Genomic DNA, 13,589 nt, shown 5'->3' on the forward strand with positions numbered 1-13,589 from the left:
TCATGGTGTCTGCTTCACCGCAGGGGCAGGGTGCACCCACCCCGCCCGCCGGGAAACACGAGGCGGCGCTCGAGGCCGCGGTGGCGCTGCCCGGGGAGGCTTTTTCCCGGGTGGCGCTCACCGGACCGGCGGTCGGGCTGCTGCAAAAACTGTGGGAGGCCCACGGACCGCTGATGTTCCATCAGTCCGGCGGCTGCTGCGACGGCTCCTCCCCCATGTGCTATCCGGCCGGTGAATTCCTCACCGGCGATGCGGACGTGCTGCTGGGCACGTTCGACCTTCCCGACCGCGGGAGCCTGGACTTCTGGATGTCGCGGGAGCAGTTCGCGTACTGGAAACACACGCATCTGACCGTGGACGTGGTGGACGGGCGCGGCAGCGGGTTCTCGGTGGAGGCGCCGGAGGGCAAACGCTTCCTGATCCGCTCCCGGCTGTTCGACGGCGCGGCACCGCCGGACTAAGGCGAGGCTTCGAGCCGGGGCGGGTGGCCGGGGCTACGCTCCATATTGGGCTCCTGCTCCGCTTATTAGGTGGAGCAGGAGCCCAAACCGGAGCAGCGGCGAAAAACCTTGAGTGCCGCGCCTAGTGTTCGAAGAGGCAGAACGGGTGCCCCGCCGGATCGAAGTACACCCGGACGTCGTCCTGCGGTTGGAATCCGGCACGTTCGGCCCTTACCGACTCGGCGTGAGAACAGGCGGCGGCCAGGTTCTCGACGAGGATGTCCAGGTGCATCAGCATTTGCTGTTCGCCGGGTTCTTCGGGCCAGACCGGCGGGCGGTAGTCCTCCTCCAGCTGGAAGGACAGCCCCGGCCCACCGCCCGGATTGGCCAGTGTCACCCAATCGGGCTCGTTGGTGCGGATGTCCCAGCCCAGCAGCCGACCGTAGAACTCCGCCAAGGCCAACGGGTTCGGCGCTCCCAGCACCGTTGCATGCAGTTGCAGTCCTGTGGGGCCGGGCATCGCCACTCCTCCCGTTGACGAAATTCCTGTGCAGCAATCCGGTCATGCTACTGCTGCTGCGGCGCGGCGGCTAGCTCCCGGACAGGACTTCGGCCAGCGCCCGCTCCCCCACGCCGCGCAACAACCGATTGTCATCGGAGGAGGTCAGCAGCACCGTCGCGATGTTCAACGCCCAGCCGCGGCCGCGCTGCCAGGTCTCCGGGGAAACGTCGGTGCGCGCTTCGACGGCCGCAATAAACTCCCGGCGCCCCGGGGCATCAAACACCAGCCAGGCGGCGGCCAGGTCGGTGGCCGGATCGCCCGCGGTGATATCGCCGAAGTCGATAACTGCCGCCAACCGGTTGCCGTCCACCACCAGATTGCCCGGGTGGAGGTCGCCGTGCAGCCACAGTGCCGGTCCCTCCCACGCGGGCACGGCAGTCAGCTGGCGCCACAGAGCGGCGACGCGTTCCGGCTGGGGAACCGCCTGCGCATCGAGACGCTGCACCATGGCTGCGTTGCGGGAGGACAGCGGCACGCCGCGCACAGGATTCACCGGGGCGCCGGACGGGGCGGGCACGTGCAGCGCGGCCACGAACGCCGCCATCCCCGAGGCCAGCGATCGCCGTTCCTCCGGCTGGAGGCGCCAGGCGGCCCGGCCCTCCAGCCACGGCACGACCGACCAGGACCAGGGATAGTACGACGTCGGGCTGCCGCAGCGCGTCGGGGCCGGCACGGCGAGGGGCAGCTCCGGGGCCAGGGACGGGAGCCACCTCTGTTCATGCAGCACCAGATCCCCTGCCGCGGCCCGGCGCGGCAGCCGGACGGCCAAATCGGCTCCGAGCCTGAACGTCACGTTGTCCCACCCGTTCGCCACCCGAACCAGGGGCAGCCGGGCGAGGTCCGGGAACTGGTCCGAGAGCAACCGCAGCACCAGGTCGTTGCTGATGTCGATTTCGGCAGCGGGCATCGAAGCCATCTGTTTCCGTACTCCCTGTGATCGGATGGCCCCGCCAGCGGCGACGGCGTGTGGCCTGCCGGTCTGTCTGCTGTGGGGACGGGACTTCCATCAGATCATCCGCGGGCGGCGCGGGCCAACCGGACACGCCCTGCTCAGCCCATCGGACACCCCCTGCTCACCCCATCACCGCCTGCTCCAGGGCATGGCAACCGACGGCGTGCAACGGGTCCGCGGGCGGCCACAGCGCCATCATCACGCCGTACCAGACCGCCCAGCCTTTGGCCCGGCGCCAGGTGCCGTCGTCGTACACCAGCCCGGACCGGAACCGTGCGCGGCCTGCGGGAGTGAAGTGCAGCCACGCCACACCGAGATCGCTGGCGGGATCGCCCTGCGACACATCGCCGAAGTCGGCGACGGCCGCCAGCGTCCCGGATGCCTTGACAATAACGTTGTGCGGATGCGGATCGCCGTGCAGCCACAGCCCCGGACCCGAATAGTCCGGCGCGGCCAGCGCGGCCTCCCATGCCTGCTGCACTCCGGAGGCGTCGGGCAGGCCGCGGACCGCGAGGCCGGCGCGGGCGCCGTTCCACCGGGCGAGCCGCTCGTGGAAGGCGGCGGCGCAGGCCGTTAGCGGCACTCCGCGGATCGGGTTGTGCGGGGCCTCGGCGGGTACCGGAACCTGCAGCGCCCGCAGGAAACCGGCCAGCGCGGGCGCGTAGCGGTCCCGCGCAGCGGGCGGCAGGACGGCGGCGCTCCGGCCGTCAAACCACGGAACGACCGACCAGTGGAACGGGAAGTGATCCGTGGGCTTGCCCCGGTGGACCACGGCGGGGACCGGCAGGGGCAGGCTTGGTGCGAGGAGCGGCAGCCAGCGGTTTTCGTTGAGCAAGAGCCGGTCCCCCGTCGCGTGCCGGGGAAGCCGGACCGCCAGCCGGCTGCCGAGGCGGAAGATGACGTTGTCCAAGCCGCTGGCGGCCCGCCGCAACGGAAGCCGGGCCAGGGCCGGGAACTGTTCGGCCAGCAGGCGGCGCACCAGGCCATCGGTGATCGGGACCTCGGCGGGCATCCCGCTATCCTGCCATGCGGCTCCGGAGCAGACAACGCCCCCGCCGGTAACGGCAGGGGCGTCGTCTGCAGGAGGTCCCGTCGAACCCGCGTCAGCTAGGCCAGCGGAACCGGGCCGATATCGGTGCCGGCGGCCGCGTGCGCCCTCGGTCGGGCCGTGCGCCGCGGAACCGGGCCGATATCGGCTCCGGCACGGCGCGACGCATTGCCGTTCATCACGCGCTCCACCGGCTAACCCTGAACGCCGAGACGTTCAAAGATCAGCTCGCGCACTCGACCGGCGTCGGCCTGCCCGCGGGTGGCCTTCATGACCCCGCCCACGATGGCGCCGGCGGCCTGCACCTTGCCGCCGCGGATCTTCTCGGCCACCTCGGGCTGGGCCGCCAGCGCTGCATCGATGGCTTCCAGCAGGGCAGAATCGTCCGACACCACGGCCAGGCCGCGCTTCTCCACGACCTCCTCGGGCGTGCCCTCCCCGGCGAGCACGCCGTCGAGCACCTGGCGGGCCAGCTTGTCGTTGATCTTGCCGGCCTGCACCAGGCGGTCCAACTCGACCACGGTCAGCGGGCTCACGCCCAGTTCCGAAGGTTCGAGTTCGGCTTCCTTGGCGCGGCGGGAAATTTCGCCCATCCACCACTTGCGGGCCACGGCGGCGGAGGCTCCGGCGGCAATGGTTTCCTCGATCGACTCCATCACGCCGGCGTTGACCACGTCGCGGAATTCGGCGTCGGAGTAGCCCCATTCGGCCTTCAGCCGCTTGTGCCGTTCGGCCGGCGGTTCGGGCAGCCGGGAACGCAGTTCTTCGATCCACTCTTCGGTGGTGACCACGGGGACCAGGTCCGGTTCCGGGAAGTAGCGGTAGTCATCGGCGTCGGACTTGGGCCGGCCCGCGGTCGTGGAGCGGGTGTCCTCGTGCCAGTGGCGGGTCTCCTGGACCACTTTCTGGCCGGCGTCCAGGACCGCCGCGTGGCGCTGGATCTCGAAGCGGACGGCACGTTCGACCGCACGCAGCGAGTTCACGTTCTTGGTCTCGGAGCGGGTGCCGAACTGCTCCGCGCCCTTGGGCATCAAAGACACGTTCGCGTCGCAGCGGACGTTGCCGCGTTCCATCTTTGCGTCGGAGACGCCCAGGTTCTTGACGATCTCGCGGACGGCCGCCACGTAGGCGCGGGCCAGTTCCGGAGCGCGGGAGCCGGCTCCGACGATCGGCTTGGTGACGATCTCCACGAGCGGAACGCCCGCGCGGTTGTAGTCCACCAGCGAGTACTCGGCGCCCTGGATCCGGCCGGTGGCGCCGCCCATGTGGGTGAGCTTGCCCGCGTCCTCCTCCATGTGCGCGCGTTCGATCTCCACCCGGAACACTTCGCCGTCTTCCAGTTCGATGTCCAGGTAGCCGTCGTAGCAGATCGGGTCTTCGTACTGGGAGGTCTGGAAATTCTTCGGGGTGTCCGGGTAGAAGTAATTCTTCCGGGCGAAGAAGCAGGACTCGGCGATCTTGCAGTTGAGCGCGAGCCCAATCAGGATCGAGTACTCCACCGCCGCCTTGTTCACCACCGGCAGGACGCCGGGCAGGCCCAGGTCCACCGGAGACACGTTCGTATTCGGCACATCACCGAACGCGTTCGGAGCGGCGGAAAACATCTTGGTCTTCGTGTTCAGCTCAACGTGGACCTCAAAACCGAGGACCGGGTCGTACTTCGCCATCGCCTCTTCGAAGGAGACCAGCTCTTGTGTTGCAGCCATTTACTTCATACCTCCGAGGACAGGAGCCTGGGCCAGCAGGGGGCCGCCCCACTGGGCTTCCAGCAGGTTTTCAAGACCGGCGCCGGCGCGGTAAAGCCGGGCATCTTCGCGGGCGGGGGCCAGGAACTGGATGCCCACCGGCAGTCCGTCGGCCAGGCCGCCCGGCACGGATATGCCAGGCACCCCGGCGAGGTTCGCCGGAATGGTGGCCACGTCGTTCAGGTACATCGCCATCGGATCGTCCAGCTTCTCGCCCAGCTTGAACGCGGCCGTCGGCGCGGTGGGAGAGACCAGCACGTCGACCGTTTCGAACGCCGCGTCAAAGTCGCGCTGAACCAGCGTGCGGACCTTCTGCGCCGAACCGTAGTAGGCGTCGTAGTAGCCTGCGGACAGGGCGTAGGTGCCCAGGATGATGCGGCGCTTGACCTCGTCGCCAAAGCCGGCGGCACGCGTCGCACCCATCACGCGCTCAATCGTCATCGGGCCCTCGGCCGGCAGCACGCGATGCCCGTAGCGGACGCCGTCGAACTTGGCCAGGTTGGAGGAGACCTCGGAGGGCATGATCAGGTAGTAGGCGCCCAGCGCGTACTTGAAGTTCGGGCAGGAGACTTCCACCACCTCGGCGCCGGCCCCGCGCAGCAGTTCCAGGGCCTCGTCGAAGCGGGCCTGGACGCCGGCGGCATAGCCTTCGCCCTGCAGTTCCTTGATCACGCCGATGCGCATGCCCCGCACGTCGCCGTTCCGGGCGGCCTCGACCAGCGCACCCACCGGGTCGGTGAGCGAGGTGGAGTCGGCCGGGTCGTGTCCGCCGATGACCTCATGCAGCAGGGCGGCGTCCAGGACCGTGCGCGTTACCGGTCCGATCTGGTCCAGCGATGACGCCATCGCGATCGCGCCATAGCGGGAAACTCCGCCATAGGTCGGCTTGACGCCCACCGAACCGGTCACCGCGGCCGGCTGCCGGATAGACCCGCCGGTGTCGGTGCCCAGCGCCAGCGGTGCCTCGAAAGCCGATACGGCAGCGGCAGAGCCGCCGCCGGAGCCGCCGGGGATCCGGTCCAGGTCCCACGGGTTGCGGGTGGGGCCGTACGCGGAGTGCTCGCTGGAGGAACCCATGGCGAATTCGTCCAGGTTGGTCTTGCCCAGCATCGGCATGCGCGCCGCCCGGATCTTCTTGACCACGGTGGCGTCGTACGGGCTCATCCAGCCCTCGAGGATCTTCGAGCCGGCGGTGGTGGGCTGGCCCACGGTGACGATCAGGTCCTTGATCGCTATTGGGACGCCCGCCAGGGCATGCAGCTCTTCGCCGGCGGCGCGGGCTTTGTCCACGTCCGCCGCCACCGCGAGCGCCTCGTCGGTGTTCACGTGCAGGAACGCGTTGATGTCGCCGTCGACCTCGGCGATGCGGTCCAGGTGCGCCTGGGTGACCTCCACCGAGGACACCTCCGAAGCGGTCAGCATGTCGGCCAGTTTGGCCGCGCTGTTGGTAATCAGTTCGCTCATGGCTGCGCCTTACTCCTCGTCCAGGATCGCCGGAACTTTGAACCGGCCGTCGGCCTGGTCCGGTGCGTTCGCCAGGGCAAGTTCCTGGCTCAGCGTCTCCCCCACCACGTCCTCGCGGAACACGTTGTTCAGCGGGATGGGGTGCGAGGTCGCCGGAACGTCGGGGCTGGCAACTTCCTGGACGGACTTGATTGAATCGACAATGACGTCGAGTTCGCCGGCCATCTTGTCCAGTTCTTCGGCGGTCATCTCAATGTGGGCCAGCCGCGCCAAATGCGCCACCGCCGCACGATTGATCTCAGACATGAGTCTCCTACGCGGGTGGAATGCTTTTCCTTTTCAGTCTACCGGCGCAGGAGGGTCGGGATTCGCCAGGGAATGCCGAGGGACTATCCCACGGCGACAGCCTCGGCTTCCCGGTGTCCGGCCTTCGGTTTGGCGAACCGCAGGTACAGCGAGGGGACCACAAAGAGATTCAGCAGCGTGGAGGTGACCAGCCCGCCGAGGATAACCAGCGCCATCGGATGCTCGATCTCGTGGCCGGGAATGCTGCCCATCACCACCAGGGGCACAAGCGCCAAGCCGGTGGCGAGGGTGGTCATCAAAATCGGCGAGAGCCGTTCGCCCGCGCCGCGCAGCACCAGCGCCGGGCCGAAGGTTTCCCCTTCGAACTTCTCCAGGTGCTGGCAGTGGTTGACCAGCAGGATGCTGTTGCGCGCGGCTATGCCCATCACGGTCAGGAAGCCGACGATGGACCCGAGGGAGAGCACCCCGCCGCCCAGGAAGGCCGCGAACACGCCGCCCACCAGCGCGATCGGCAGGGTCAGCATGATCAACGTTGCCAGGCGCCAGCTGCCGAAGGACACCTGCAGCAGCAGATAGATGACGGCGAGCGCCGCGACCGCGAGGGTCATCAGCAGCTGGGTGGCTTCCTGCCGTTCTTCGTACTCTCCGAGGATTTCGGCATGGAATCCGGGCGGCAGTTCGATCTCGGCCAGCCCGGCCTCCATCGCCGCAACCACCGAGGCCAGCGCCCCGTCTTCGACGTTGGCCTCAATGTCGATGCGCCGGGAGTTGTCGTCACGTTCGATGACGTTCGGCGTGGGCCGCAGGCTGACGTCGGCGACATCCGCCAACCTGATGCTGTCGCCGCTCGGTGTGTCGATGGGCAGGTTTCTGATGCTGGTCACGTCGGAACGGATTTCCTGCGGGCTCCAGACCTGCACGTCGTAGGCTTTCCCGCCCCGGTAGACGTCGCCCACTTCTTCTCCCGCCACCATCGTTGCCGCGGCGCGCCGGACGTCGCCGGGTTTCAGCCCGTAGCGCTGCGCCGTCTCCAGGTTGACGGTCACTTCGAGTTGCGGCACGTCCACCTGCAACGACACGTGCTCGTCGATCGCGCCGTCGGTGGCCAGAAATATCTCGTTGATTTCCTCGGCTTTCTCCCGCAGCATGTCCAGGTCATCGCCGTAGAGCCGCACCACCACCGCGTTGCTCGAACCGGTCAGCACCTCGCGGATCCGTTCCTTCAGATAGGTCTGCACGTCGCGGTGGATGCCGGGATAGCCCTCCACGACCTCCTGGACCGCGGCCAGGGTCTTGTCGTAGTCCACCGCCGGATCGACGCTGATCCAGTTCTCGCCGAAGTTGACCCCGACCACCTCGTCGGCTGCAAACGCCTGTCCGATGTGGGCGCCGCAGTTGCGCACGCCCTCAATTTCCAGCAGCTCGGCGCAGGCGCGCTGGCTGATGCGGTACTCCTCCTCCACCGAGGTGCCGGGCTGCGTGACCCAGTGCATCAGGAAGTCCCGCTCTTTGAAGTCGGGCAGCAGCGACTGCCCGAGGAATGGCGCCATCACCGCCCCGGCCGCCGCGATGGCTCCGACGACCACGTAGCTCGGACGCGGGCGCCGGACGAAGCGCTTGAGGATGGCGTGGTAGCCGCGTTTGAGGACCCGTACCAGCGGAGGCTCGCGCGACTCCAACGGCACGTTGCGCATCAGGATCAAGGCCAGCGCCGGGGTGACCGTCAGGGCGACCAGCATCGAGGCGAGCACGGCCAGCGTGTAGGAGATGGCCAGCGGCCGGAAGAACGCACCGGTGAGCCCTTCGAGGAAGAAGATGGGGATGGCCGCCACGATGATGATCAACGTGGCATAGACGATCGGCCCGCGGACCTCGAGGGAAGCGTCCAGCACCACCCGCATGGTCGACCTGCTGCCGCCTTCGGCGCGGTGCTGCCGCAGCCGCCGGATGATGTTCTCGATGTCGATGATGGCATCGTCGACCACCACGCCCACGGCGATGACCAGCCCCGCCAGGACCATCGTGTTGACCGAACTGCCGCTGAGGTAGAGCACCAGGGCGGCGGTCACGAGCGAGAGCGGAATCGCGACGATGCTGATCAGCGCGGTGCGCCACTGGAACAGGAAGGCACCGAGGACCATCATCACCAGCACGGTTCCGAGCAGCAGCGCCACCGTCAGGTTGTCCAGCGATTCTTCGATGAAGCTGGCGGGCCGGAAGATTTCCGTATCGATCTCGATGCCGCTCAGGCCCGGCTCCATCGTCTTCAGCGCCGCCTCCACCCCTTGGGTGACCTCCAGCGTGTTGCCCCAGGGCAGTTTCTCCACGATGAGCATGAGCCCGTCGCCCTGGTTGATCACGGCGTCCCCGATGAGCGGCTGGTGGTCCTCCACCACGCGGGCCACATCGCCGAGGCGCAGCGGATCGCCGTCGCGCTCGTCAATGGTCACCTGGGCCAGGGCTTCCGGCGTCGTAATGGGCAGCACGTGTTGGATCCCGAGCCGCTGGTTGGGCGTGCCGATGTAGCCGCCGGTGCCGATCACCGCGCCGGGGGAATACTGGAGCAGCCCCGCGTCCAACGCGTCGGCGGTGACCGTCATCACCTGGTTCAGCGACACCCCCTCGGCCCGCATTTTCTCGGGTTCGGCCTGCACCTGCAGCATTTGCAGGCGCTCGCCCCAGATGGCCACGTTCGCGACGCCGGGCACGCGGAGCAGGTGGGCGCGGATCTTCCAGTAGCTGATCATCGACATCTCGATCAGCGAGCGCTCGTCCGAGGTCAAACCGATCTTCATGACGCGGCTGGTCGACGACAACGGTTGCAGCATGACCGGCGGCGATGCCCAGGTGGGCAGGGTCGGAGTGGTGTTGGCGATCCGCTCCGATACCAACTGCCGGGCGGTCAACAGGTCCGTGTCCGGTTCGAAGATCAGCACGATGGAGGACAGCTGGGAGACGGATTTCGAGCGCAGGTCGTCCAGGCCCTCGACGCCGTTCAGCGCCTCTTCCAGCGGGACGGTGACAAGCTCTTCCACCTCGGAGGCGGTCAGGCCGATGCAGATGGTCTGGATTTCGACTTTCGGCGGCGCGAACTCGGGGAAGACATCCACCGAGGCGGTACTCAGGCTGACGCCGCCGAACAGCATGATTCCGACGGCGATGGCCACCACCACAGACCGGAATTTGAGGCTGAAGGCGACGATCCGGCGCATGTCAGTGGGCCGTATCGAACTCGGCGCCGAAGAGTTCGGCAGCACCGAGGGTGACTATGTCGGTGCCGGGCTCCGGGCCGTCGGTCAGGTGCACGACCTCGCCCTCGATCCGGTCCACCTCGACGGGCGCCCGGACGAAGACCAGGGGTTCGGGGTTGGTGTAAACCCAGGTCTCCCCCGCGGGATCGTAAATCAGCGCGCTGTAGGGGATTTCCAAGTCGCTCCCGGTCCCGGCGGCCACCGGTTCGGTGGTCAGGTCGAGCCGTTCCACCGCTTGCTCGGTGAGGGTGAGCCGGTTCAGCTCGGAGCCGGGAATCGCCTCCTTGACGGCGGCCTCGATGCCTTGGGGTTCCATCTCCGGGCTGGCTGCCGCGCAGCCGGACAACACAATGGCTGCCGCGGCCAGTGCTGCGGCCAGCGCGCCGTGGTGTCCATGACGTTGGCCAGTCATGACATTTCCTGCCTCCGTTGCAGTACAGATTCGTGCATATTGACCAGGGAGTTCGACCAGTCGGGGCGGCCGGAAGAGCCGAGGGCGAGGACCAAAACCGGCAGGACCCACAGCACCAGCAGTGCGGTGGTGACAAGGCCGCCCCAGAGCACCACTGCCAGGGGCAGGAGGGTGACGGCTCCGACGGTTCCGCCCAGGGCGACCAAGGGCACCAGGGCCAGGGCAGCGATCCCGGCGGCCAGCAGCATCGGCAGCAACCGGTCGCCGACGGCCTGGCGCATCAGTTCGACCGGACGACGAGACGGGTCGCCGCTCTGCAGGGTCTGGAAATGCCCCACCAGCTGCAACGCTTCCCGGACGGCAAAGCCGAGCACGGCCGCGAGCCCCATCAGCGCGTATAGCGAGCCATCGCCGCCGGTGAGCAGGGTCGCGAGAACCCCGCCGGAAAGCGCGACCGGCAGCGCCAGCAGAACCAGTCCGGCGAGCCGCCAGCTGCCGAGCACGGTTTGCAGCAGGATCAGGATGCCGACGGCAGCAGCGGCCGCGAGCCACCAAATCACCCGGGCTGAAACCTGCTGTTCTTCGTACTGCGGCGGGATTTCCGCGTGGTATTCGACCGGGAATTCCATCTCGGCTATCGCTGCGCGGATGTCCGACTGGACGTCGCCCAGGCTCCGCCCCTCAATATCGGCGAGCACGTCGATGCGTCGCGAGGTGTCGTCGTGATGAATGACCGTCTGGTTCGGGCTGATGCGCACGTCGGCTACGTCGCCGAGCTGCACGCTGCCGCCATCGGGAGTATCGATGGACAGCTCGCGGACGCTGGTGAGGCTGCCGCGGGTCGCTTCGTCGCCCTTGACGATCACCTGGAAAACCTTCTGCTGCTCGAAGATGAACCCGACCTCGATTCCCTGCAGGATGGCAGCGGCGGCGCGGTGCACGTCACCGGGTTTGATGCCCACCCGTTCGGCCGCGTCCAGGTTGACCTCGATCTCCGCGATCGGCTGCTCCACCGCAATGTCGAGCCGCGGGTTGGCCACACCGTCGATGCCGGCCATGACCTGTCGGAGTTCCTCGGCCTTCTCCCGCAGGATGGGCAGCTCTATTCCGTAGACGCGTACCTGGAAGCCCTGCTCGTTGGCCTGCCGCACCCGGTCGACCTGGCCTTCCGGATAGGTCAGCACGCGGTTCGCCAGCCCGGGATAGCCGTCGACGATTCCCTGTACGTCCGCTTTGACCCGGTCGAAGCTCGCGCCGTCCTCGAGGGTCACCCAGATCTCGCTGGAACTGACGTTCGCCTCGGTATCCGACGTGATGGCCCTCCCGACATGGCCGCCGACGGCCGCGACGCCGTCGAGCGTCCTGAGTTCGTCGCTGGCCCTCGCCGTAATACGGTTCATCTCGGTATTGGCGGTGCCGGGAGCGGCGTCCCACCGAATCAGCAGGGTGCGGTCCGGCACGGAAGCCACCATGGGGTTGCCGGCAGCGATGAGCGGGATCGCAGCCAGGGCGGCAATCCCGAGGACGGCGACGACGCCGGCTGCCAGCCAGCGCCGTCCCTCGGCGGCGGAGGCGAGCAGGTGGTCGAGCCTGCGCCGGACCTTCTGCGCGGCGGCGGGAACCGGCCGCGTCTTCTCCCGGGCGGGCACCAGAATGCTGGCCAGTGCGGGCGTGACCGTGTGGGCCACGAGGAACCCCACCGCGACGGCCAGCAGGTAGGACAGGATGAGTGGCCTCAGCAACGCGCCGTCGACCCCCCGGACAAACAAGGCAGGGGCCAGCGCGAGCAAGGTCGCCAGGGCCGCGAAGATCATGGGCATTCTCGACCGCCGCAGGGCCCGGGTCAGCAGGCTTTCCCCGCCGTCGGCCGCCGTTGCCTCCGCCGGGTGCGGCATCCCGCGGTAGCCGGGCGGGGTGTCTGCCGCCGCTTCCTGGGCCGTGTGCGGTGCCGCGCCCGGCGCAAGGGTGCGCGCGGGCACGCCGGCGTCCTTGTGCCGGACGCTGTGCAGGTCGGCGATGACGTCGCCCACGCCGACGACCAGCGCCAGCACGATGCCGGCGAACGCCATGGTGTTCAGGACGGCTCCCTGCCACTGCAGTATGAGCGCCGCAGCCACGGCCGACAGGACGATGGCCGTAAGCCCGATGAGGGCGTACCGCCAGGACCGGAAGGCAAGGCCGATGCCGATGGTCACCACGAGCAGGCCGATGAGCAGCGCAAGCCCCAACTGGTTCGCCGCCGACTCCAAATAGCTTGCGGGGCGGAAGATCGTGGAATCCACCTCGATGCCAGGCAACCCGGGACGAAGCTCGTCCAGAGCCTCCTCGAGGTGTCTGGTGACGTCGACGACGTCTGCGTCCGGAAATTTCTCGACGACCAGGATGAGTCCCGGGGCGTCTCCGGTGACCGCGTCACCGATCAGCGGCTGGTGATCCTCCCTCAGGTCTGCCACATCGGAGAGCTGGAGCGGTTTGTCGCCGGTCCCCTCGACGCTCACCTTGCCCAGGTCCTCGGCATTCTGGATCGGCAGCACGTGCTGGATGCCAATCCGTTGGTTCGCCGACTCCAGGAATCCGCCGGTGCCCGGGGTCGAGGCTTCCAGGAAGCTCAGCGGGGAGACCCAGACCGCGTTTCCCGTGGTCTCGATCACTTGGTTCAGCGTCACGTCCTGCGCGCGGAGGCGCTCCGGGTCCACATGGACCTGCAGCTGTTGTTCACGCTGGCCCCAGATGGACACGTTGGCTACCCCGGGGACGCCCATCAGCACGGGCTTGATGTTCCAGCGGGCCAGCACCGACATGTCGATGACCGACTGCTCCGCCGAACTCAGCTGGACCATCATGACCCGGCTGTTCGACGACAGCGGCTGCATCAGCACCGGGGCCGTGGAGACGTTCGGCAGCGCGAAGGCCTGCGTCAACCGCTCCGCCACCAGCTGCCTGGCCCGCAGGATATCGGTGCCGGGTTCGAAGATCATCTCGATGGAGGACAGGCCCGGGACCGAGACCGAACGGATCTCGTCCAGCCACGCCACGCCGTTGAGCAGGTCCGCCTCCATCGGAGACGTGATCAGCTGTTCGACTTCTACGGCGGACAGGCCCAGCGCCTCGGTCTGGATTTCCACATGGGGCGGGGCGAATTCGGGGAGGTTGTCCACCGGCATCGACGGCAGGGTCACCAGTCCCAACCCGAGAATGCCCGCCGCGGCAGCCAAAACCAGCAACCGAAATTTAAGGGCCCAGCGAACCAACAAGCCAGACATAAATACGCCCCCAACGGCGCAGAGCGTTTCGGGTCACTACCCGTCCCCGCTCACCCATGATGCTTGCGCGAACACCCGGTCCGCACGGTAGGAGCTCGGCCTGTCCCGGCGTAGCTCCGGTCCCCCATCGAGGCGTTGGCCGCCTG

The 13,589-nt window shown here is 68.0% G+C and carries 10 protein-coding genes; 1 reads left to right on the plus strand and 9 read right to left on the minus strand.

What is annotated here, in order from left to right; genetic code table 11:
- The first annotated feature begins 2 nt into the window (after positions 1-2).
- Complete coding sequence (locus tag AC5RVZ_RS23630) at positions 3-461, plus strand: DUF779 domain-containing protein (RefSeq protein WP_494068077.1); 459 nt, start codon at positions 3-5, stop codon at positions 459-461.
- 121 nt (positions 462-582) lie between these two features.
- On the opposite strand, the gene AC5RVZ_RS23635 is transcribed toward AC5RVZ_RS23630, so the two are convergent.
- From AC5RVZ_RS23635 to AC5RVZ_RS23675, 9 genes are all read right to left on the minus strand, one after another.
- Positions 583-960 (minus strand): VOC family protein, encoded by a 378-nt coding sequence (locus AC5RVZ_RS23635; protein WP_494068078.1) that lies wholly within the window; start codon positions 958-960, stop codon positions 583-585.
- 70 nt (positions 961-1,030) lie between these two features.
- Positions 1,031-1,909 carry an aminoglycoside phosphotransferase family protein gene (locus AC5RVZ_RS23640; protein ID WP_494068079.1) on the minus strand — a complete coding sequence of 293 codons (879 nt, stop codon included), beginning with the start codon at positions 1,907-1,909 and terminating at the stop codon, positions 1,031-1,033.
- Between the two features lie 166 nt (positions 1,910-2,075).
- On the minus strand, positions 2,076-2,966 hold the full coding sequence (locus AC5RVZ_RS23645) for an aminoglycoside phosphotransferase family protein (RefSeq protein WP_494068080.1): 891 nt from the start codon (positions 2,964-2,966) through the stop codon (positions 2,076-2,078).
- A 230-nt stretch (positions 2,967-3,196) separates the two neighbouring features.
- Entirely contained in the window at positions 3,197-4,708 is a 1,512-nt protein-coding gene (gatB, locus tag AC5RVZ_RS23650) for an Asp-tRNA(Asn)/Glu-tRNA(Gln) amidotransferase subunit GatB (protein WP_494068081.1), read from the minus strand.
- A complete protein-coding gene (gatA, locus tag AC5RVZ_RS23655; protein ID WP_494068082.1) occupies positions 4,709-6,211 on the minus strand; it encodes an Asp-tRNA(Asn)/Glu-tRNA(Gln) amidotransferase subunit GatA in 1,503 nt (500 codons plus the stop codon). It lies immediately after the preceding gene.
- Positions 6,212-6,220: 9 nt separating this feature from the next.
- Entirely contained in the window at positions 6,221-6,517 is a 297-nt protein-coding gene (gatC, locus tag AC5RVZ_RS23660; RefSeq protein ID WP_493977642.1) for an Asp-tRNA(Asn)/Glu-tRNA(Gln) amidotransferase subunit GatC, read from the minus strand.
- Positions 6,518-6,600: 83 nt separating this feature from the next.
- The gene (locus AC5RVZ_RS23665; RefSeq protein WP_494068083.1) at positions 6,601-9,729 is read right to left on the minus strand and encodes an efflux RND transporter permease subunit; all 3,129 of its coding nucleotides are present in this window, start codon (positions 9,727-9,729) and stop codon (positions 6,601-6,603) included.
- Position 9,730: 1 nt separating this feature from the next.
- Positions 9,731-10,180 (minus strand): hypothetical protein, encoded by a 450-nt coding sequence (locus tag AC5RVZ_RS23670; RefSeq protein WP_494068084.1) that lies wholly within the window; start codon positions 10,178-10,180, stop codon positions 9,731-9,733.
- Complete coding sequence (locus AC5RVZ_RS23675) at positions 10,177-13,443, minus strand: efflux RND transporter permease subunit (protein ID WP_494068085.1); 3,267 nt, start codon at positions 13,441-13,443, stop codon at positions 10,177-10,179. The genes AC5RVZ_RS23670 and AC5RVZ_RS23675 overlap by 4 nt, the downstream gene beginning before the upstream one ends.
- Positions 13,444-13,589 lie beyond the last annotated feature (146 nt).

The sequence above is a fragment of the Arthrobacter sp. Cza30 genome (assembly GCF_059090765.1).